Annotated in this window: 21 protein-coding genes and 2 pseudogenes; 8 read left to right on the top strand and 15 right to left on the bottom strand. The window is 34.1% G+C overall.

Going from position 1 to position 20,109, the window contains the following annotated elements; all coding sequences use genetic code 11:
• Positions 1-619 (top strand): IS21-like element helper ATPase IstB (gene istB / locus ACEN3Z_RS09055; RefSeq protein WP_407090588.1); only part of this gene is annotated, 619 nt, incomplete at its 5' end.
• Positions 620-792: 173 nt separating this feature from the next.
• Here the strand turns inward: istB and ACEN3Z_RS09050 are convergent.
• From ACEN3Z_RS09050 to ACEN3Z_RS09030, 5 genes and pseudogenes are all read right to left on the bottom strand, one after another.
• Positions 793-1,029 (bottom strand): annotated as a pseudogene (locus ACEN3Z_RS09050) (ATP-binding protein); the annotation flags it as partial.
• A gap of 123 nt (positions 1,030-1,152) precedes the next feature.
• Positions 1,153-2,172, bottom strand: a complete 1,020-nt coding sequence (locus ACEN3Z_RS09045) for a site-specific integrase (protein WP_407090579.1) — start codon at positions 2,170-2,172, stop codon at positions 1,153-1,155.
• The gene (locus ACEN3Z_RS09040; RefSeq protein ID WP_407090578.1) at positions 2,159-2,884 is read right to left on the bottom strand and encodes a tyrosine-type recombinase/integrase; all 726 of its coding nucleotides are present in this window, start codon (positions 2,882-2,884) and stop codon (positions 2,159-2,161) included. Before ACEN3Z_RS09040 ends, ACEN3Z_RS09045 begins: the two co-directional genes overlap by 14 nt.
• 83 nt (positions 2,885-2,967) lie before the next feature.
• On the bottom strand, positions 2,968-3,153 hold the full coding sequence (locus ACEN3Z_RS09035; protein ID WP_407090577.1) for a hypothetical protein: 186 nt from the start codon (positions 3,151-3,153) through the stop codon (positions 2,968-2,970).
• Positions 3,150-4,355, bottom strand: a complete 1,206-nt coding sequence (locus ACEN3Z_RS09030) for a site-specific integrase (RefSeq protein ID WP_407090576.1) — start codon at positions 4,353-4,355, stop codon at positions 3,150-3,152. Before ACEN3Z_RS09030 ends, ACEN3Z_RS09035 begins: the two co-directional genes overlap by 4 nt.
• A gap of 128 nt (positions 4,356-4,483) precedes the next feature.
• Here ACEN3Z_RS09030 and ACEN3Z_RS09025 point away from each other — a divergent pair, with 128 nt between their 5' ends.
• The gene (locus ACEN3Z_RS09025; RefSeq protein WP_407090591.1) at positions 4,484-4,720 is read left to right on the top strand and encodes an ATP-binding protein; all 237 of its coding nucleotides are present in this window, start codon (positions 4,484-4,486) and stop codon (positions 4,718-4,720) included.
• The gene (locus tag ACEN3Z_RS09020) at positions 4,717-4,899 is read left to right on the top strand and encodes a hypothetical protein (protein ID WP_338488284.1); all 183 of its coding nucleotides are present in this window, start codon (positions 4,717-4,719) and stop codon (positions 4,897-4,899) included. The genes ACEN3Z_RS09025 and ACEN3Z_RS09020 overlap by 4 nt, the downstream gene beginning before the upstream one ends.
• A gap of 133 nt (positions 4,900-5,032) precedes the next feature.
• On the opposite strand, the gene ACEN3Z_RS09015 is transcribed toward ACEN3Z_RS09020, so the two are convergent.
• Positions 5,033-6,079 (bottom strand): transposase, encoded by a 1,047-nt coding sequence (locus tag ACEN3Z_RS09015; RefSeq protein ID WP_407090587.1) that lies wholly within the window; start codon positions 6,077-6,079, stop codon positions 5,033-5,035.
• 253 nt (positions 6,080-6,332) lie between these two features.
• Between ACEN3Z_RS09015 and ACEN3Z_RS09010 the strand changes: the two genes are divergently transcribed.
• The 5 genes from ACEN3Z_RS09010 to ACEN3Z_RS08990 all read left to right on the top strand — a co-directional run bounded on the left by ACEN3Z_RS09010 (position 6,333) and on the right by ACEN3Z_RS08990 (position 12,712).
• Complete coding sequence (locus ACEN3Z_RS09010) at positions 6,333-8,075, top strand: ABC transporter ATP-binding protein (RefSeq protein WP_407090586.1); 1,743 nt, start codon at positions 6,333-6,335, stop codon at positions 8,073-8,075.
• Positions 8,075-9,814: an ABC transporter ATP-binding protein gene (locus ACEN3Z_RS09005; RefSeq protein ID WP_407090590.1), complete on the top strand. Its 1,740-nt coding sequence runs from the start codon at positions 8,075-8,077 to the stop codon at positions 9,812-9,814. The genes ACEN3Z_RS09010 and ACEN3Z_RS09005 overlap by 1 nt, the downstream gene beginning before the upstream one ends.
• 136 nt (positions 9,815-9,950) lie before the next feature.
• The gene (locus ACEN3Z_RS09000; RefSeq protein ID WP_407090585.1) at positions 9,951-10,529 is read left to right on the top strand and encodes an MptD family putative ECF transporter S component; all 579 of its coding nucleotides are present in this window, start codon (positions 9,951-9,953) and stop codon (positions 10,527-10,529) included.
• A gap of 1 nt (position 10,530) precedes the next feature.
• The gene (locus ACEN3Z_RS08995; protein WP_407090584.1) at positions 10,531-11,262 is read left to right on the top strand and encodes an energy-coupling factor transporter transmembrane component T family protein; all 732 of its coding nucleotides are present in this window, start codon (positions 10,531-10,533) and stop codon (positions 11,260-11,262) included.
• Between the two features lies 1 nt (position 11,263).
• The gene (locus tag ACEN3Z_RS08990; RefSeq protein ID WP_407090583.1) at positions 11,264-12,712 is read left to right on the top strand and encodes an ABC transporter ATP-binding protein; all 1,449 of its coding nucleotides are present in this window, start codon (positions 11,264-11,266) and stop codon (positions 12,710-12,712) included.
• A 311-nt stretch (positions 12,713-13,023) separates the two neighbouring features.
• Here ACEN3Z_RS08990 and ACEN3Z_RS08985 read toward each other — a convergent pair whose 3' ends face one another.
• The 9 genes and pseudogenes from ACEN3Z_RS08985 to ACEN3Z_RS08945 form a co-directional block, all read right to left on the bottom strand.
• Entirely contained in the window at positions 13,024-13,926 is a 903-nt protein-coding gene (locus tag ACEN3Z_RS08985; RefSeq protein WP_407090582.1) for a TIGR03943 family putative permease subunit, read from the bottom strand.
• A gap of 14 nt (positions 13,927-13,940) precedes the next feature.
• Positions 13,941-14,954 carry a permease gene (locus tag ACEN3Z_RS08980; protein WP_407090581.1) on the bottom strand — a complete coding sequence of 338 codons (1,014 nt, stop codon included), beginning with the start codon at positions 14,952-14,954 and terminating at the stop codon, positions 13,941-13,943.
• Between the two features lie 107 nt (positions 14,955-15,061).
• Complete coding sequence (locus ACEN3Z_RS08975; RefSeq protein WP_407090589.1) at positions 15,062-15,949, bottom strand: CobW family GTP-binding protein; 888 nt, start codon at positions 15,947-15,949, stop codon at positions 15,062-15,064.
• 101 nt (positions 15,950-16,050) lie between these two features.
• Positions 16,051-16,269 (bottom strand): hypothetical protein, encoded by a 219-nt coding sequence (locus ACEN3Z_RS08970; RefSeq protein ID WP_407090580.1) that lies wholly within the window; start codon positions 16,267-16,269, stop codon positions 16,051-16,053.
• Between the two features lie 37 nt (positions 16,270-16,306).
• A pseudogene (locus tag ACEN3Z_RS08965) lies at positions 16,307-16,540 on the bottom strand (ATP-binding protein); the annotation flags it as partial.
• 123 nt (positions 16,541-16,663) lie between these two features.
• The gene (locus tag ACEN3Z_RS08960; RefSeq protein WP_407090579.1) at positions 16,664-17,683 is read right to left on the bottom strand and encodes a site-specific integrase; all 1,020 of its coding nucleotides are present in this window, start codon (positions 17,681-17,683) and stop codon (positions 16,664-16,666) included.
• Positions 17,670-18,395 carry a tyrosine-type recombinase/integrase gene (locus ACEN3Z_RS08955; protein WP_407090578.1) on the bottom strand — a complete coding sequence of 242 codons (726 nt, stop codon included), beginning with the start codon at positions 18,393-18,395 and terminating at the stop codon, positions 17,670-17,672. Before ACEN3Z_RS08955 ends, ACEN3Z_RS08960 begins: the two co-directional genes overlap by 14 nt.
• A gap of 83 nt (positions 18,396-18,478) precedes the next feature.
• On the bottom strand, positions 18,479-18,664 hold the full coding sequence (locus ACEN3Z_RS08950; protein WP_407090577.1) for a hypothetical protein: 186 nt from the start codon (positions 18,662-18,664) through the stop codon (positions 18,479-18,481).
• Positions 18,661-19,866: a site-specific integrase gene (locus tag ACEN3Z_RS08945; RefSeq protein WP_407090576.1), complete on the bottom strand. Its 1,206-nt coding sequence runs from the start codon at positions 19,864-19,866 to the stop codon at positions 18,661-18,663. Before ACEN3Z_RS08945 ends, ACEN3Z_RS08950 begins: the two co-directional genes overlap by 4 nt.
• Positions 19,867-20,109: the final 243 nt, after the last annotated feature.

Here is a 20,109-nt window from a genome sequence, read left to right as displayed (position 1 = left end):
GTTAATAAATGAAGTAGAAGCTAAAGAAGAACGAAAAATTCAACGTTTAATTAAGCAAGCGAAGTTTATTGGCCATAAAACACTTGATTCCTTCGAGTGGCATCAAGATATTCGGTTACAAGATTCCCAAACTAGAGAAATATTAACTTCTCTTGATTTTATAAAAGAAAATCAAAATATTGTATGTATTGGTGCCCCAGGCACCGGTAAAACTCATTTAGCTAGTGCTTTAGGCTACAAAGCTTGTCAACAGGGTATTGAGACTCGATTTTGGCGAGTTAGTGACCTTGTCTTAGAACTTGAACGAGCATGGAAAAACAATCAATTAGAGCGGTTAAAAAAACGATTTAATCGAGTACAGTTGGTTATATTAGATGAAATGGGTTACGTCCCATTTAACAAGAATGGTTCTGAATTACTCTTTCAATTAATTAGTGATTGGTATGAAACTAAAAGTGTTGTAATTACTTCAAACCTTGAGTTTAGTAGCTGGAACAAGGTCTTTATTGATCCGCGCCTTACTTCAGCTCTTGTTGATCGCTTAATTCATCACGCACACATATTAACTTTTACTGGAGAGAGTTTTCGTTTGAAAAATGCATTATCAAAAAAAGAATAATTAAAAGGAAAAAATTGGATGGCTATATTGTGTACTTTTCGTTGCAATACTATGTACTTCAAATTTGCAAAACACACCACTAAAGAAATATCCCATAACCACTGTGATTTAAGTTAGTTATGGGATATCTTTACATAATCCATAGGATTATATTAGTTTTTCATAGTAATATCCTAGAAGTTATTGGATAAACCCAGTCGTTCACGCATAGATGTTTCACCATCGATAGTGATGGTGTAGGAATTATGAACAATCCGATCAATAACTGCTTCGCCTGTTGGTCCACCTCCCAACTTAGAATGCCATCCAGCAGTGTTGAACTGGGTACAGAAGATCGTAGATATCGTCTTTTCCCTTTTTTCTATGATTTCCATGGTCAAGTATAGTTCTTCTTCTGTTAAGTCATGAAGAAGCCACTCATCTTATGAAAAGTTAAATATTATGTAAAGTAAGGCGCTGAAACTCTAATTTCAACGCCTTTTGAAGTAAGTTTCTTTTCATAATAAAGAGTCTTAATTCTCATATTTTTAACTCTAAATAAATTCTTTCAACCAATCTAGTAGAACTTCTTTGTCATTTGTAGTCAATGTTTCTTCTGGAAGTACATTATTGCTAGCTGCTTCGATTGCTTTTCGTTTAATTTCTGGATTAGCTTTCGCATAGATTTCCGTTGTTGAGACGGATACATGACCTAAAAAGTCTCGAATATAAATCAAATTAACATTTGCTTCTAGTAAGTGCATTGCTTTACTATGCCTTAAGGCATGAGGTGAAATTTTCACTGGGAAATGATTAGAATTGTTTATTCGCGCTATTTCAAAGTGTTTTTTAAGAATATATCCTATGCCAGCACGACTGAGTCTTCTTTTCTGTTTATTAAAAAAGACTGGAATTTCAAGGTTTTCTTCATCCAATAATTGGTAATTATCTATATAAGATTTTATAATATTTACTGTCTGTGGGGTAATTGGTATTACACGTACTTTTTGTCCTTTGCCAAGTAACTTTACAGTTGCTGGAGAAGACAATCTCAAATCACAAACATTTAGATCTATCATTTCCTGAACCCTTGCACCTGTATCATACAAAAGCGTCAAAATGGCTAAATCTCTTTTTCCCTCTTTAGTTTTACTATTTGGAGTAGCCAAGAGCTTTCGAATTGCATTAATTGTTAAATAGGTCATTTGTCCTGTATTTTGAACTTTTTTTGCCTTAATTGAAAGGATAGAGTTACATCTCTCTATGTTCTCAGGCGTTTCAATTTGTAGAAATCGGAAAAAAGATTGAAGTGCAGCAAGCCTTTGATTCCGTGTTTTGATGGAGTATCCTTTTTTATCTACTAGCCAATTCAGAAAATCTTCTATAAAGTCTTTATTTATATCGGTAATTTTCATTTTTTCGGGTTTCAAATTAAGAACTTTGGTGCAGTATCTTAAGAAAATAGTGAATGCATCCCGATATGACTTTACTGTATTTTCACTATAGTCCATTCTTGATGGAATGTATCTAAGAAAGTATGAGGATAAATATTTGCCGAAATTATATTCTTTCATCTTCATTCACCTCCGGAAAAACGCCCTGATACATTTCAGCAGTTGAATTAATGATGATACCGTAGGTATCACTTGACAGCCGTAGATATTGTTCTGTACTTATAATATCACGGTGTCCCATATACGTCTGTAACATTGGAAGCGCAGAATAAATATCTTGCCCTTGACTAACCATTTTTTCCAAAGAATGAACTGCAAAAGTGTGTCGTAAATCATGTATCCTGGGATGAACAGATTCAGAAGAAATTATTCCAGCTTTAAGTAATATCCTTCTAAAATTGTTTAATATCGTTTTACTTTTGTATTTTTGAGTATCAGGAGCCGGATAAAAATGCCCTTCAATTTTCATATTAAATGTCATTTTTTTGGCATAATTACGACAATAATCCGTTAACGTTTCTGACATAGGAACAATCCGGGTTATATTGTTTTTGGCTTTATTTACTGTAATTACACCATTTTCTAAGTTGATATCTGTTTTATGCAAAGTTAAAGCTTCGTTAATCCGTAATCCGCATCCGTATAACATTCGTAAGAGCATTGGATAAATGAGATTATCATGTTCACTATTCTCTGCCAAGCATAAAGTGTCAACTATCGCCCAAATATTTGACATTTCTTTGTGTGTAAAGATATATGGGGCAAAATTATCTCTTATTTTAACAAACTCATTTTTCGGAAATACATAGAAATTGAATTCTAATGTGTTCATGAACAGTGCAAACTGTCGAATAGTACTCATCCTCTGGTGCTGTGTTTTAGTGGATTCAGTGCCTCGTTTACTCACATAATCATTCACCATTTTTTTGTGAGAATAGGATTTTTAAGTTCATATGTTTTAAAAAAATTATCAATCTGCCTTAATCTGTAATAGGATGACACTTGAAATTTATAACCTAACCCTTTTTTATAATCAACATACATAGTGCAATAACTAGCGAAAGGTCCATTAAAGATATACTCTTTTTCTGTATCTATCATGAAGGTACCTCCAGACCAACGGTTCGGAGCTGTTCGGTATCGATACGAAGATACATCTTAGTCGTATTCGAATTTTCATGGCCTAGTATTCCTGAAATAATAGGTAATGGGGTGTTATCTTGTAAAAGGTTACTTGCCAAACTGTGTCTCATTGCATGAAGACCATGTTTTCTATTTTTAGTTTCAATTTGAGCAAGTTTCAAGTATTTGTTTATAATACTCCAAAAGACATTTCCTTTTTCAAAACGCCCATAAGGCGTTCTGTGCCTAATAAAAATATGAGGATCATCACAGATTGGTCGACCATTTTTCAAATAATCAATCAATGCATATTTTATATTATCACTCAGTGGTAACTGCAAGAAATTCTTTGTTTTCTCTTGAATATATTCAATTTTTTCTAAATGCCATTTAATGTTATCCGTCTTTAATTTTCTAATATCACCCGCTCGCATTCCTAACTGAATGGCCAGTAGTAAGACAAGATAATCGCGCCGACCAACAGCTGTACTTCGGTCTACATGATAAAGCAATACTCTAATTTCTTCAGATGTATAATACGATGGTAATTTTTCTAGCTTATTTGATCGAATAATTGGCAACAGCTGATTTAAATGATAATTATTGTAATTACCGGTGTTTAGAAAGTTTAAAAAATCTCTCAATGTGTATAGAATAGTCTCTTTTGTGGATACTGCATAATTTGTCATTATTGATTCGATATACATCAAAATATTTTTAGACTGTATCTTTGAAATATCAGAGATTTCATTTGTTTTCAAAAAATGAAGAAATCGAATAATAATAATTTGTTTTCCTTGAATAGTTCGATCTGTCAGATTTGATTGTTTTAGATTTTCGACATAACTCATAAGAATGTCAAAGTAACAGTCGGGTACCTGAAGTCCCTTTCTTTGATAGCATTTATTGAATGTATCATCTTTCAAAAAATCGTTTAAAACTTTAATTGATCGGACAGTAAATCTTTGATACGGCGTTAAGTCAATATCAAAATCAACTCTATAGTGATTCGCCAAGAATTCATACCCAAATTTAAGAGTGAAGTCTTGAATGTTTTTTAAGTCGGCGTATTTTTCGAAGCAATTCCAACAACTTTTATAGCGAGTTTTTGTCCCTTCAGAGTACCCTAATTCATCTAAATGCATAGTCGCTTTCCTTATTAAACTTCCAATAGTATCCATTATTTCGTCCTCCTTTTAGAATAAGGATACTATATTATGTATAGTTAGAAACACAAAAAGCTTACAAAACCAACAGGACTTGAATCTAGCTTTACATAATAAATAACTTTTCATAAGACGAATGGCTTCTGACGGAATTAACGCAAGAAGATTCGATTCACATATTAGAAATAATAGAAGCTCGATTACACAAAACTTCTACTATTTTCTGTTCTCAGTTTGCGCCAGATGGTTGGCAACAGAAAATTGAAAATGTTCAGTTGGCTGATGCAATACTAGATCGTGTCGTTCATAATTCGTATAAAATACTTATCGATGGTGAAATCTCTATGCGAGAACGCCATGGATTAGGAGAGATATCATGATTTCACAAGAGATTGAAGATCGAATTGCACGCTACTATTTCCATCGTTATCTTCCTGATCACATAATGGAGGAGCTAGAATCCTTGCTTCTCCCACATTTTTTAGAGGAAGAAGAGCCTTCGGCTGATGATATAGTGAGAATGGCAGTTAAGTATATTGATGACGCTTTAGCAGAATAAAATTTAGGCTACTCATCCATCACCTGGATAGTAGCCTTTTCTTAAGCAAATTAAATTATTTTGGAGCACCCTCCGCACCGATGGAGTTATCTTCCGCATTGAGTGGGGCTAAAGTCCGCACAGGTGGAGCTATCTAACCGCAATATTCACCAATAAGGCAATTCATAATGGTATATAGGATTCGCAAAGAACTTAATGTCATTGTTCGAGTTTTTTCTAACTGAAACTCTTCTTTTTGAACACGGAACAGTTCTTCGATTCGCCAACGAGTGATATAACTTTTTAGGATACGTAGGACGTCGTCCTTCCCTTTGATTGAGTGGTTCGTTAATAATTTCATTGGCTTTTCGCCATAACCATATACAACAACCATATTTAGAGGCATATCTTGTAAAACAGGCAACTTAACCTTAATGTGACTAACCTTCAGGCTATATTCTTCGCCTTGTATTTCGGTTTTAAAATTGATTTTTCCTTTTCGTCGTTTTGCTAAATCAGGTACTTTTACTCGACGATTTTTATGTATTAAATACCGATTATCATTTAACCGAGTGACGAAGTGATGTCCGATATTTTGGACATATTCATATATCGTATTTCGGTCGTACCCGCGATCCATAACGAAGGTTGCTTTTTTCTTTCCTAAAAAAGTATGGACGGTATTAAAGCCTTTGGCTATTTCAATATTTTGACTTTGGAAATCTTCTTCTTTAGAAGAATACAAATGATTATACAGCGGTAAGGGGTGTTTCGTTTTTGGTGAAGCCATTGAAAAATTAAGGGTAGGATAACCCTTCTCAAGAACATTCTTTGACCCATCACGTACTAGAGCTAAATTTTCCATCTTTTCGGCATAGGGTTTAACAATTTCTGATTCGTCTACAATAATCAAAGGGTTATCTGGAATAGATGTTTTTAAAGTATTTAAGTAGTTTCGATGGATCTGTTTCAAATCGTTTTCTTCAGCGGCATTACGAGATAAGCGCTTAATGGTGTACTGTAAATCAATCTTTTCTTCTAAGGCTCGTGCAATATCTGATAATAGTGTGTTTTGCGCCTTAGACATTCCATATAAAATATCACTGTAAAATTTCTTTCTCGGTTTCGAAAGACCTTTGGTCAATTTTTCTAAAAATGTAAGTAAATTTCGCTTCATTTGATAAATTTCCGTAGATTTCATGGTAGAATAACCTCAGTTCCTGTTTTTGTTTTTTTGTTTTGTCGTGACTCAATTATAACATGGAACAGGATGCAAATAGTCCACAGATTTATGCTGTGGACAGCTAAAAAGCCCGAGGAATCCATGTTTTCCACATGTGTATTTCTCGGGCTTTTAAAGTTATTCTTTAAATTAGAAAATTTTGGGTAAATTCAAGTTGCATACTCTCTTTAATTAATTTATACTTGCACTAAGATAGAAGGAGAGAAAATCAATGTTTAAGAAAATATTAGCCTATGGGGAAAACGAGAAAAAGAGCATGTATATTTCCATTTTACAATGTATTTTTAGTGTGGCATTCAGTATCGTTCCCTATTTTATGATTTATCTGCTCATTTCCAGATTAGTAGATGATCAACCTTTTACAGTTTCCTATGTAGGAATAATTGCAGCCATTATTACCGTTTCTTTGATTTTAGAAAGTATACTCTATGTCACAGGGTTGGGTAACTCCCATGTTTTTGCATTTAGAGTCTTGGAAGAAATAAGAAGAAGCTTACAAGAAAAGCTGGAACAGCTGCCGATTGGCTATGTGGAGGATAAAGGAAAAGGGACAATGAAAAAAGTGTTTGTCGATGATATTGATAGCATGGAAACATTATTGGCCCATGCTATTCCAGAAGGCATCGCTAATTTAACCATTTCCATTTTTGTGATTATCAGTATGTTGTTGATAGACATTAGATTGGGATTGCTTGCTTTAGTCACCATACCTATTGCTCTAGTTGCCTTTTTTTACATGTTCAAAATAGGGAAAAGTAAGATGGCAGACTATTTTACAGCTGGTCAACATATGAACAATACAATCATTGAGTACATTAATGGTATGGAAGTAGTAAAAGTATTTAACCAAGAAGGACAATACTTTGGAAAATTTAAAGAAAGTATCTTGAATTACAGAGATAAAACACTTGCTTGGTATAAAGCTTGTTGGCCATCTATGTCTGTATACACGATCATGTTTTCATCGACGGCACTGGTTATGTTACCTGTAGGTTCTTATCTAGTCCTTTCTCAAAGTGCAGAACTCTCTCAACTTGTACTCACTTTTTGTCTAGCATCCAGTCTTGGAATTCCTTTACTTCGATTGATTTCCTTTGTACCGGCATTGATGCAAATTAATTACAAAATTGAAGTTTTAGAATCTGTTATGGAGGAAGAACCCATCAAAACCGGCACTAGTGAATTTACCGGGGCAAATTATGATGTCACATTCAATAATATTTCATTCAATTACGATGATGAAGTTGTCGTCAATAATTTGACCCTTACTGCAAAAGAAGGTGAAACAACAGCTTTAGTAGGAGAATCTGGCAGTGGGAAAAGTACGTTGGCAAAACTGTTAGTTCACTATTACGATGTTGGTACAGGCAGTATTACGATTGGAGGGCAGGATATAAGCGAGTTGAGTTTGAAAACATTAGGTAATTTGGTTTCCTATGTCTCCCAAGATGTTTATTTATTCAATCAATCAATTCTCGAAAATATTCGCATCGGGAACCCTCGTGCCACTGATGAAGAAGTGATGGAGGTTGCTCAAAGGGCACAATGTGTGTCCATTTTTGAAAACCTTTCAGAAGGCATTCATTCAATTGTCGGAACACGAGGCGATAAGCTCTCTGGAGGAGAACGACAAAGAATTTGTATAGCTAGGGCATTACTTAAGGATTCCCCTATTGTCTTATTGGATGAGGCAATGGCATATATTGATGCAGAGAATGAAACACTTATCAACCAAGCACTTACTGAATTATCCGAGGGTAAAACAATCATTACGATTGCCCATCGATTAATGAATATTATGGATTCGGAAAAAATCTATGTTTTGGAAAAAGGAAATATTGAATCAGAAGGTTCTCACAGTGACCTTGTAGTAAGTAGCAGTATTTATCAAAAACTATGGAACGCTGCGATAAAAAGTGAAAACTGGCAACCTAAAGGGGGCGAACTTCAATGATATTTAAATTAGTGAAAAGGGTTCTTGATTTGTCTGGTGAATATAAAAATCGGATCAGAGTAGCATTTTTATTTTCAGTATTAGAGTCCATCTTCCAAAGAATTCCTTTAGTGCTTGCCTTTTTAACGATTGTCGCACTGATGAACAACCAAATGACTGGGACTCATAGTATCTTTCTGTTTTTCGTATTGTTGCTATCTGCATCTTTACAAATGTTGTTTCATTATATGAATGATAGGCTTCAAAGTGATGCAGGCTATCGAATTTTTGCAAGGCTTCGAATTAAACTAGCTGACAGGTTTAGAAAGATTCCGATGGGATATTATACAGAAGGAAATATTGGGAAAATCAGTTCTGTTTTAAGTACAGATCTGCTGTTTGTAGAAGAAAATATCATGGGTAAAATTGCGAACAGTTTCAATTATATTTTAAGTACAGTGATTTTAACGATTTTTCTCTTTATATTGGACTATCGTTTAGGCTTGGTTGCTGTTCTTACATTGATGATCTATTATTTCCTAACTGAAAAAATGGCACAGGAAACGATTGTCGAAGGAGAAAAAAGGCAGAATCAAAGTGAACTACTGACAGATGAAGTGCTGTCCTTTGTGGAGGGTCTTGCTGTGATGAAAAGCTTCAATAGATTGGGCGCAGGCGCTAAGAGTCTACGGGGAGAATTTAAAAAAAGTAAAAACACAGCCCTGACATTAGAAGGGAAATTTGCTAGCTGGATCGGGAAAACGCATCTTTTATTAGCTATATCCACATCACTTATTTTTATTCTTGCGTTAGTTTTGCATAGCACAGGAGAACTGTCAACAGAATACTTGATTGCTTTACTGCTTTTTGCTCTTGTATTTTTCAAGCCATTAAAAACCTTGACTGGAGAAGTAGGAATGTTGTCGATTATGAATAGTTGTTTGGATAGAGTGAATGAGTTATTTGAGGTAAAAGAATTAAGTGATATAGGGTCTCAAAAACTGCCACCTCTAAATAAAACCAAGGAAGAAGTGGCATTTGAACATGTATCTTTCGGTTATGATGAGAAAGCAGTTTTACAGAATGTGAGTTTTAAACTATATCCTAATACTATGACTGCATTAGTAGGACCTTCTGGGTCTGGGAAAACCACGATTGCCAATCTGTTGACCAGGTTTTGGGATATTAATGAAGGGCATATTAAAATTCGCGGTGTTGAAGTAAAGGAACTACCTTTAGAAACGTTAATGTCATCCATTAGCATGGTATTTCAAACGACCTATCTGTTTCAAGATACCATCTACAATAATATTAAACTAGGGAATGTCAATGCAACGGAAGAAGAGGTATTAGAAGCAGCCAAAAAAGCAAGATGTCATGAATTTATAGAAGAATTCCCACAAGGTTTTGAAACAGTGATTGAAGAAGGCGGTGGAAACTTATCAGGAGGACAGAAACAGCGGATCTCCATTGCGAGGTGTATATTGAAAGATGCTCCTATAGTTGTTTTAGATGAAGCAACTGCCAGTATTGATGCGGATAATGAATATTATATACAACAAGCGATATCAGAATTGGTCAGAGATAAAGCATTATTAGTGATTGCCCATCGTTTAAACACGATACGGGCGGCAGATAACATTTTAGTAATTAATCAAGGAGAAGTAGTTCAGGAAGGCAAACATGACGAATTGGTAAAGCAAACTGGTCTTTATTCCAATTTGTACGGCAAAATAAATATGCAGTCATCCGTCAGTTAAAAAAGTAACATTGTATGAGGAAAAGCATTCATACACTTAAGTCCTTTTTCATTTCAATTTTATTGGAAATAGTGAACAGGCAACTTAAAATTGAAAATTTAACATGGTTAATTACGAATGGAAGAGGAGAATTTTAATGAAAAAAAAGATGAACACAAAAGATTATATTTTTGCAGGGGCATTTGCAGCTCTGTACGTGGTAATTATGCTCGTAGCTATTATGTTACTGGGCTTTAATCCGATTACTTATTTATTGGCACCATTGATTATTGGAATTATTGAGGGTCCAGTATTTGTCCTATATATTTCTAAGGTTCCAAAAAAGGGAGCAATTTTAATTTTAGCTATTTTATCTGGTCTAGTCATGTCATCATACTCATTAGTTCCGTTGGGTATCTCAGTTATTGTTGGTCTGATAGCTGAGTTAATGATGACAAATAGAAATAGGAACATAAAATTAAAAAGTGCTATTGCGTACAGCATTTTTAACATCAGTATTGCAGGAGCGTTCACAATGTTAATTTTTGCAAGAGATCAGTTTATGAAAACATCAGCTGACTATTATGGACAAGACTATGTAGATCGGATTTCAGCTCTGACTCCGGACTGGATTCTTATCGTTTTAGTGATCTTAGCAGTTATTGGCGGTTTGATCGGTGCTAAATTAGGACATAAACTGAATAAGAAACATTTTGAACAAGCTGGTATTGTCTAAAATGTCATCACAAATAAAGACTGTTTTGCACTTTAAAAAAGAAACCTTTTTAGATGTTTCACCAATCACAAAAATTGCAGTTTTTATTGTGTCTTCTGTTGTCATGATAAGAAGTGGTTCATTGCTTGCAGAATGTCTGGTAGGGGTTATGTCTGGTTTGTTTTTATTGAATACAAAAGCATGGGGTCTATTTTATAAGTTTTCATTGGTATTTTTCGGTACTTTGTTGTTGGAGGAAATTGCTAATATAACAGATACAGCACAATCATTCGCTCTTGTTTTTGTTGTATTCAACGTGATTAGGGTATTTTTGCCAACGATAGCCATGTATTATGTTTTGGCAGAAAAAACCACAGCGAGCGAATACCTTGCAGTTTTTAAACGGCTGCGGATTCCAGATGCATTTGCTGTTTCATTTGTCGTGATGCTGCGATTTATTCCAACATTGAGAGAACATCTGCAAAATATAAGGAAAGCATTGGTGTTTAGAAATATTCGAATTGGTCCTATTTATTTTATGAAGCATCCTGTTGTCTCCATTGAAAGGCTGGTCGTGCCGATGCTGATTTCTTCGGGAAAAGTAATGGAAGAACTATCTGCTGCGGCTATGACACGGGGATTGGATGTCGGGAGAAAACGAACGACCATTGTAAAGTTTAGGCTAGGTCTTGTAGATTTACTGCTACTTATTGTTGCGGTAACCTTTATAGTATTTTTCGGGGGAGGGGTTTAGAATGAATGCACTTGAACTTCAAAATATTACTGTAACTTCTGCTGACCATTCACCTCCTATAATAGATGATTTTTCATTAACCGTAAGAGAAGGCGAATGTGTAGTCTTATGCGGGGAAAGCGGCTGTGGAAAGACCACGATTACTCGTGTTATCAATGGACTAATTCCAGAATTTTACAATTCATTAACATTAACAGGAGAGGTTAAACTCTTTGGGAAGTCTACTAAAGATCAAACAATCAGTGAAATTGCTGTAGATGTTGGTACGGTTTTCCAAAATCCCAAGTCTCAATTTTTCAATCTTGATACCTCCAATGAGCTTATATTCGGTTGTGAAAACTTGAATTTAGATCGTAATGAAATTTTAAAAAGAGCAGAACAGACGATTTATGACTTGAATCTGGCTAATTTAATCAACAGAAGTATTTTTGAGTTATCTGGCGGGGAGAAACAAAAAATTGCTTGTGGTTCTATTATCTCTATGTACCCTAAAATTTTAGTCCTAGATGAACCAACTGCCAATTTAGATCAAGATTCTATTGAAAAGTTAAAAGCTATTTTGTTAAATTTAAAGGCTACTGGTTTTACGATCGTTTTATCAGAACATCGATTGTATTGGCTCAAAGATCTAGCTGATCGATTTGTGTATGTAAAGTCGGGAAAATATCAAGAAAGCTATTCCTTTGAAGAACTTTACAGCAAAAGTGAGCAAAACCTTTCAGAAATGGGGTTGCGAAGTTTGAATTTAACAACTACGTTTGAAAAAGTAAAAGCCATTACTGAAGGGAAAAAGTGGGAGTTGCATAACTTGGGTGATAAAACACCTGATCCACAACAAGCTCCAGAAATTGTTTTAGAGAATCTGTCCGTATCTTATCAAGATACAACAGTTTTTCAAATCCCGAAACTCGCTTTTTATGGTGGGAGTATCATCGGTATTGTAGGTGAAAATGGGGCTGGCAAAACCACCTTTATCAATACTTTGTTAGGGTTTATGAAATATCAAGGAACAATTCAGGAAAATCAAAGGGTTTTAAATAAAAAAGCATTAAATCAACGTGGATTTATGGTCATGCAAGATGTCAATCAGCAATTGTTCTCCAATACGGTGATTAATGAAGTTCTATTAGGTGCAGATGCTTCAAAACAGCAAGCGCAAGATGTCTTGGGAAAATTGGGATTGTCATCTGTAGAAAATCGTCATCCTGCATCCCTTTCAGGAGGTGAGAAACAACGGGTTGCGGTCGCCTCTGCTCTTTTATCTTATAAACGAATCATTGTTTTTGATGAGCCAACATCTGGATTGGATAGAAGGTCATTAGAACAACTTTGCATAGAAATCCAAAAAATATCATCACCTGATAATCTTATTTTTATTGTTACTCATGATATTGAGGCTATTTTTCAACTTGTAGATGTTGTTTTGCCTTGTACCAAATATGAAGGGTAGAAATTTTTGACAATAAAATGTAAGACGAGGGTAAGATAACATAAGCTTTTCAAATAGTAGGAAAGAGAACTGCCCTGCATCTCATTTTGGGTATTGTGATTGGAACTTTAGTGGCAGTTGTCATTTTCATATCTGCATTACCGATTATTCCTGCTGTTAGTGTACAATATTGGACCTTTATCTTCAAAATAAAGCAAGTGTAGAATATTGCAACTGATTTTCTACACTTGCTTTTTAATTTTGACGAAATACAAATAAGCTACCTTACTTGAGCCACTCTAAAAATTTGCGCTCTTGAACTGGCTTATTTCCTAATCGTATTTTATCATAACTGGATAGATATATGGCTCAACTGGTTCTTCGATTATTTTTACTGTATCCACTTGTATTAAAGGGATCTCTTCTCCATAATAATTTTTAGTGTCTAATGTTCCCTCTAGTTCAATCCATGTGTTTTCTTCATAATTAATCGCTTGGTCAAATTCCGATAAAAAGCCTATGACACTTGCATCTGCAATACAATGCGTGATTACAAATCGTGCGATCACTAATTCGTCTGGATTAAACCCTTCTTCTTTATAGACAAACCCTTTTATATTAATTTTCCTATTCATAAAAGAGTCTGGTTCTGTATTAATTGCACGATAATAAGAGGCATATATATGATCACTCATTTGAATCATATCAAAGGCTTTTAATCTCTCCATTGCTTCGTCATATATATCATCTGTAATAAAGTTATTGTTAGGTAAAGGAATTGTATGCTCTATTATTTGTGAGTTTTCTGTAGCCGCTCCTGGCTCACTGCTTTCCATGAACATTGCATCTTCATTTCCACTATATTGGGATAAATTAATACCTTTTTTACCCGCAATAGAAGCATCCAATGTTGCAGGCGAGAATGCGAAGCCAGTTACTAATGGTAACATAATAATGACATAGCCTAGTAACCTCTTCGGAAATGAAGACGAACCGCCCTCATCATGGTTACATCCAGGAGGACAATATGCGTGGTTATCTTCCTCACTTTCCCATACCCTACATAGCTGGATGAGGAACAAGCATATAAATAAACCGGCAGTAATGAGGCTCATCCAATTGTACTTGGGATTAATATATTTTATGATATCCCCTGTATAATGCAGCTTAATAAAGAATGTAGCAAAGATTGCTAAAATAACCGCCCGCAAAAGATGTTGGAAATTAAAGCGCATGACAACTCGCCTCCTTAAATGAATGAAGTTAACTGAACACATATAAACACAATTACAGTTATTACAATGATTAAAATGAATACAAACTTAGCTTTAAATGCCCTCCATAACATGATTGTATTTTTCAAATCAATCATTGGTCCATATATTAAAAATGCTAGTATCGAAGTAGACGGAAACAAATTACTAAATGAAGCTCCTATAAAAGCATCGGCTTCAGAACATAATGATAAGAAAAAGGCAAGACTCATCATAATAACTGTTGACCCGGCAAGGCTATCACCCAGAATGAAAAGCGATGATGTCTTTACATATGTTTGTACCAATGCCGCTATAAAGGCACCGATAATCAAATATTTCCCCATATCAAAAAACTCATCTATGGAATGTTTTAACATCCCTTCAAATTTGCGCAAAAACGGCTCATTTCTTTTATTTAAATCCGCTGTATGAACAAAGTCTGACACTGTATGTTTAAGTTGATTTGATTTAAACAGATAGCTTATGATCAAAGTGATGAGCAATGCTGCTATAAATCCAACACCCATTCTTAAAGCCGCCATCTTACTATCATTTCCAAAGGCTACATAAGTGGAAAAAATAACGATTGGGTTAATCAATGGTCCTGTCAGCAGAAAGCCAACTCCTGCATAAATAGGAACACCTTTGGCAATCAACCTTCTTACAATAGGTACAATCCCACATTCACAAGCCGGAAATATTGCACCTACTATACAACTAACAAAAACAGCTAAGATTTTATTTTTGGGGATCCAACGCTTAAGATGATCTTCGGTAATAAAAATTTGAATAAAACCTGCAATAAGTACGCCAACTAAAACGAATGGAAGAGCCTCAATTAAAATACTTAAAAAAATAGTATTTGACTGTGCAAAAGAATTCGGTAGTTTAATTGATAATACATCTCCGACAGATTGGCTGACTGAAATAAAATAAACAACAATAAATATGACTAATATACCAGTGAAATCAAATAAATATGAATGAAGCGAACGAAACATGCTCATTATCCTCTCCGTATATTATTCCATTTTAATCTAAGAATCCTTTTTGAAAGTATGCTGCGATAAAATGAGATGAGCTTGCTTGTATCATGATCAACAGAAGTTAATGCCTAGTTAAATAGCTTTGAAAAATGATCTAATATTTCATTTTTATTCAAATGATCCCCTATTAAAACTAAAGTTGGATTGGTTGACTGATTCCCTTTCATTCTTTCCAAGACCAATCTATCTGATGAAAATTGCATATTAAATAATCCAGGATCCTCTTTTAATCTAATGATTCCTTTCCCTCTTAGAACTGTCTTCGGCAGACTATTAAGCCAGTTTTCTAGTTCAAATCGATGCATTACGGGTAACTTGTCTATCTTTAGCGTATTAATTGTGGAATGATGGTGATGCTCATTGTATCCAGTGTTTGATTGATGCACGGCATACCTTTTTGAAAAGAGCTCATTTATGGGAATTTCACCGTATTTTGTCTTGAAAATCTGTACACCTAACCCTATGTCCTCTATTAATTTTTTCTCTATTTTTATGAGAGACTTCTTTGCTACAATATCTATTTTATTTAATAAAATGATTGTAGCACTTGAAATCTGTTCAGATAATAATTTACGTACTTCACCCGTACTTGAAAAAATACTTCGATAAGCTAGAAACTTACTTGCATCTACAAGGCTGATCATTGACCTTAATTCAAATTGATTAAAATACATTGGACTATTTAATAATTCCTCTATCTCAGCAGGATTGGCTACACCAGTACCTTCAATGAATAATACATCGATCGGTTGGTTTTTATGATCTTCTATTAATCTATTTAGCGTTTCTTTTAAGTCATCCTGGATCGTACAACATATACAGCCGTCCAATAACTCTTGTACATTTTGACTTTCAAACAAATGGTTCTCTACATTTACTTCGCCTAATGAGTATTGCGGCCGTTTTTTACCAGCAGTGCGGTTCTTTTTACCACCTTTTGCGGCCGACTTTACCAGTCCTTGCGGTAAAGTTTACCAATTTATGTGAATTGTCATCTTTTTAAAACAACCATCCTTAACTGTTATTATAAATAAACAGATAAGAATGGTTGATTGATTTAAGTTATAGATCTTTTATTACTAAAATAATCGAGTATGATATTTCTTGATCCTTGATAAATGTCCTGTTCTGACCATTCATAAGGTAAAGGTTCAACTCCATAAATTTCTAATATTTTATTGTTTAACTCATCAGGGAAAGGAACCCAATTTTTCTTTCCGGACCAATAATAATATTCTTCCATTTTCCTTAACTTACTTTTTGTTAAGATAGACATATATACCTCCTGCGGAGAATTTCTATGCAACGCTTTTTCATTGCTTTAACCCTAATTTTTCACGCATAGATACTTCGCCATCAATAAAAACATCATAAGAATTATGAATAATCCGATCTAGTATCGCTTCGGCCAATGTTCCATCTCCTAATTTCTCATACCATCCTTTAAAATCAAATTGTGAACAGTATATATTGGATTTTTGGGATTCATATCTTGCATTAATAATCTCTAAGAGTAAGGTTGCTTCTTCGTTTGAAAGCTCATAAAGAAGCCATTCATCTTATGAAAAGTTAAATATTATGTAAAGTAAGGCGCTGAAACTCTAATTTCAACGCCTTTTGAAGTAAGTTTCTTTTCATAATAAAGAGTCTTAATTCTCATATTTTTAACTCTAAATAAATTCTTTCAACCAATCTAGTAGAACTTCTTTGTCATTTGTAGTCAATGTTTCTTCTGGAAGTACATTATTGCTAGCTGCTTCGATTGCTTTTCGTTTAATTTCTGGATTAGCTTTCGCATAGATTTCCGTTGTTGAGACGGATACATGACCTAAAAAGTCTCGAATATAAATCAAATTAACATTTGCTTCTAGTAAGTGCATTGCTTTACTATGCCTTAAGGCATGAGGTGAAATTTTCACTGGGAAATGATTAGAATTGTTTATTCGCGCTATTTCAAAGTGTTTTTTAAGAATATATCCTATGCCAGCACGACTGAGTCTTCTTTTCTGTTTATTAAAAAAGACTGGAATTTCAAGGTTTTCTTCATCCAATAATTGGTAATTATCTATATAAGATTTTATAATATTTACTGTCTGTGGGGTAATTGGTATTACACGTACTTTTTGTCCTTTGCCAAGTAACTTTACAGTTGCTGGAGAAGACAATCTCAAATCACAAACATTTAGATCTATCATTTCCTGAACCCTTGCACCTGTATCATACAAAAGCGTCAAAATGGCTAAATCTCTTTTTCCCTCTTTAGTTTTACTATTTGGAGTAGCCAAGAGCTTTCGAATTGCATTAATTGTTAAATAGGTCATTTGTCCTGTATTTTGAACTTTTTTTGCCTTAATTGAAAGGATAGAGTTACATCTCTCTATGTTCTCAGGCGTTTCAATTTGTAGAAATCGGAAAAAAGATTGAAGTGCAGCAAGCCTTTGATTCCGTGTTTTGATGGAGTATCCTTTTTTATCTACTAGCCAATTCAGAAAATCTTCTATAAAGTCTTTATTTATATCGGTAATTTTCATTTTTTCGGGTTTCAAATTAAGAACTTTGGTGCAGTATCTTAAGAAAATAGTGAATGCATCCCGATATGACTTTACTGTATTTTCACTATAGTCCATTCTTGATGGAATGTATCTAAGAAAGTATGAGGATAAATATTTGCCGAAATTATATTCTTTCATCTTCATTCACCTCCGGAAAAACGCCCTGATACATTTCAGCAGTTGAATTAATGATGATACCGTAGGTATCACTTGACAGCCGTAGATATTGTTCTGTACTTATAATATCACGGTGTCCCATATACGTCTGTAACATTGGAAGCGCAGAATAAATATCTTGCCCTTGACTAACCATTTTTTCCAAAGAATGAACTGCAAAAGTGTGTCGTAAATCATGTATCCTGGGATGAACAGATTCAGAAGAAATTATTCCAGCTTTAAGTAATATCCTTCTAAAATTGTTTAATATCGTTTTACTTTTGTATTTTTGAGTATCAGGAGCCGGATAAAAATGCCCTTCAATTTTCATATTAAATGTCATTTTTTTGGCATAATTACGACAATAATCCGTTAACGTTTCTGACATAGGAACAATCCGGGTTATATTGTTTTTGGCTTTATTTACTGTAATTACACCATTTTCTAAGTTGATATCTGTTTTATGCAAAGTTAAAGCTTCGTTAATCCGTAATCCGCATCCGTATAACATTCGTAAGAGCATTGGATAAATGAGATTATCATGTTCACTATTCTCTGCCAAGCATAAAGTGTCAACTATCGCCCAAATATTTGACATTTCTTTGTGTGTAAAGATATATGGGGCAAAATTATCTCTTATTTTAACAAACTCATTTTTCGGAAATACATAGAAATTGAATTCTAATGTGTTCATGAACAGTGCAAACTGTCGAATAGTACTCATCCTCTGGTGCTGTGTTTTAGTGGATTCAGTGCCTCGTTTACTCACATAATCATTCACCATTTTTTTGTGAGAATAGGATTTTTAAGTTCATATGTTTTAAAAAAATTATCAATCTGCCTTAATCTGTAATAGGATGACACTTGAAATTTATAACCTAACCCTTTTTTATAATCAACATACATAGTGCAATAACTAGCGAAAGGTCCATTAAAGATATACTCTTTTTCTGTATCTATCATGAAGGTACCTCCAGACCAACGGTTCGGAGCTGTTCGGTATCGATACGAAGATACATCTTAGTCGTATTCGAATTTTCATGGCCTAGTATTCCTGAAATAATAGGTAATGGGGTGTTATCTTGTAAAAGGTTACTTGCCAAACTGTGTCTCATTGCATGAAGACCATGTTTTCTATTTTTAGTTTCAATTTGAGCAAGTTTCAAGTATTTGTTTATAATACTCCAAAAGACATTTCCTTTTTCAAAACGCCCATAAGGCGTTCTGTGCCTAATAAAAATATGAGGATCATCACAGATTGGTCGACCATTTTTCAAATAATCAATCAATGCATATTTTATATTATCACTCAGTGGTAACTGCAAGAAATTCTTTGTTTTCTCTTGAATATATTCAATTTTTTCTAAATGCCATTTAATGTTATCCGTCTTTAATTTTCTAATATCACCCGCTCGCATTCCTAACTGAATGGCCAGTAGTAAGACAAGATAATCGCGCCGACCAACAGCTGTACTTCGGTCTACATGATAAAGCAATACTCTAATTTCTTCAGATGTATAATACGATGGTAATTTTTCTAGCTTATTTGATCGAATAATTGGCAACAGCTGATTTAAATGATAATTATTGTAATTACCGGTGTTTAGAAAGTTTAAAAAATCTCTCAATGTGTATAGAATAGTCTCTTTTGTGGATACTGCATAATTTGTCATTATTGATTCGATATACATCAAAATATTTTTAGACTGTATCTTTGAAATATCAGAGATTTCATTTGTTTTCAAAAAATGAAGAAATCGAATAATAATAATTTGTTTTCCTTGAATAGTTCGATCTGTCAGATTTGATTGTTTTAGATTTTCGACATAACTCATAAGAATGTCAAAGTAACAGTCGGGTACCTGAAGTCCCTTTCTTTGATAGCATTTATTGAATGTATCATCTTTCAAAAAATCGTTTAAAACTTTAATTGATCGGACAGTAAATCTTTGATACGGCGTTAAGTCAATATCAAAATCAACTCTATAGTGATTCGCCAAGAATTCATACCCAAATTTAAGAGTGAAGTCTTGAATGTTTTTTAAGTCGGCGTATTTTTCGAAGCAATTCCAACAACTTTTATAGCGAGTTTTTGTCCCTTCAGAGTACCCTAATTCATCTAAATGCATAGTCGCTTTCCTTATTAAACTTCCAATAGTATCCATTATTTCGTCCTCCTTTTAGAATAAGGATACTATATTATGTATAGTTAGAAACACAAAAAGCTTACAAAACCAACAGGACTTGAATCTAGCTTTACATAATAAATAACTTTTCATAAGATGAATGGCTCTTATATGAGCTCACAAGTGAAGAATCCACATTACTCCTGGAAATTATCAACGCTCGTTATGAAGCGCAGAAGTCGAATATTTACTGTTCCCAGTTCGACTTTCCGGGTTGGTATG

This window comes from Ruoffia sp. FAM 26254 (assembly GCF_045528545.1).
Taxonomy (GTDB): domain Bacteria; phylum Bacillota; class Bacilli; order Lactobacillales; family Aerococcaceae; genus Ruoffia; species Ruoffia halotolerans.
This window is presented reverse-complemented; position numbering and strand designations above follow the sequence as displayed.

What these genes read in the sequence shown, in the direction of transcription:
- ACEN3Z_RS09045 (WP_407090579.1), bottom strand. Translation starts at nt 2,172, where the DNA reads ATGAAAGAATATAATTTCGGCAAATATTTATCCTCATACTTTCTTAGA.
- ACEN3Z_RS09040 (WP_407090578.1), bottom strand. Translation starts at nt 2,884, where the DNA reads ATGAACACATTAGAATTCAATTTCTATGTATTTCCGAAAAATGAGTTT.
- ACEN3Z_RS09035 (WP_407090577.1), bottom strand. Translation starts at nt 3,153, where the DNA reads ATGATAGATACAGAAAAAGAGTATATCTTTAATGGACCTTTCGCTAGT.
- ACEN3Z_RS09030 (WP_407090576.1), bottom strand. Translation starts at nt 4,355, where the DNA reads ATGGATACTATTGGAAGTTTAATAAGGAAAGCGACTATGCATTTAGAT.
- ACEN3Z_RS09020 (WP_338488284.1), top strand. Translation starts at nt 4,717, where the DNA reads ATGATTTCACAAGAGATTGAAGATCGAATTGCACGCTACTATTTCCAT.
- ACEN3Z_RS09015 (WP_407090587.1), bottom strand. Translation starts at nt 6,079, where the DNA reads ATGAAATCTACGGAAATTTATCAAATGAAGCGAAATTTACTTACATTT.
- ACEN3Z_RS09010 (WP_407090586.1), top strand. Translation starts at nt 6,333, where the DNA reads ATGTTTAAGAAAATATTAGCCTATGGGGAAAACGAGAAAAAGAGCATG.
- ACEN3Z_RS09000 (WP_407090585.1), top strand. Translation starts at nt 9,951, where the DNA reads ATGAAAAAAAAGATGAACACAAAAGATTATATTTTTGCAGGGGCATTT.
- ACEN3Z_RS08995 (WP_407090584.1), top strand. Translation starts at nt 10,531, where the DNA reads ATGTCATCACAAATAAAGACTGTTTTGCACTTTAAAAAAGAAACCTTT.
- ACEN3Z_RS08990 (WP_407090583.1), top strand. Translation starts at nt 11,264, where the DNA reads ATGAATGCACTTGAACTTCAAAATATTACTGTAACTTCTGCTGACCAT.
- ACEN3Z_RS08985 (WP_407090582.1), bottom strand. Translation starts at nt 13,926, where the DNA reads ATGCGCTTTAATTTCCAACATCTTTTGCGGGCGGTTATTTTAGCAATC.
- ACEN3Z_RS08980 (WP_407090581.1), bottom strand. Translation starts at nt 14,954, where the DNA reads ATGAGCATGTTTCGTTCGCTTCATTCATATTTATTTGATTTCACTGGT.
- ACEN3Z_RS08970 (WP_407090580.1), bottom strand. Translation starts at nt 16,269, where the DNA reads ATGTCTATCTTAACAAAAAGTAAGTTAAGGAAAATGGAAGAATATTAT.
- ACEN3Z_RS08960 (WP_407090579.1), bottom strand. Translation starts at nt 17,683, where the DNA reads ATGAAAGAATATAATTTCGGCAAATATTTATCCTCATACTTTCTTAGA.
- ACEN3Z_RS08955 (WP_407090578.1), bottom strand. Translation starts at nt 18,395, where the DNA reads ATGAACACATTAGAATTCAATTTCTATGTATTTCCGAAAAATGAGTTT.
- ACEN3Z_RS08950 (WP_407090577.1), bottom strand. Translation starts at nt 18,664, where the DNA reads ATGATAGATACAGAAAAAGAGTATATCTTTAATGGACCTTTCGCTAGT.
- ACEN3Z_RS08945 (WP_407090576.1), bottom strand. Translation starts at nt 19,866, where the DNA reads ATGGATACTATTGGAAGTTTAATAAGGAAAGCGACTATGCATTTAGAT.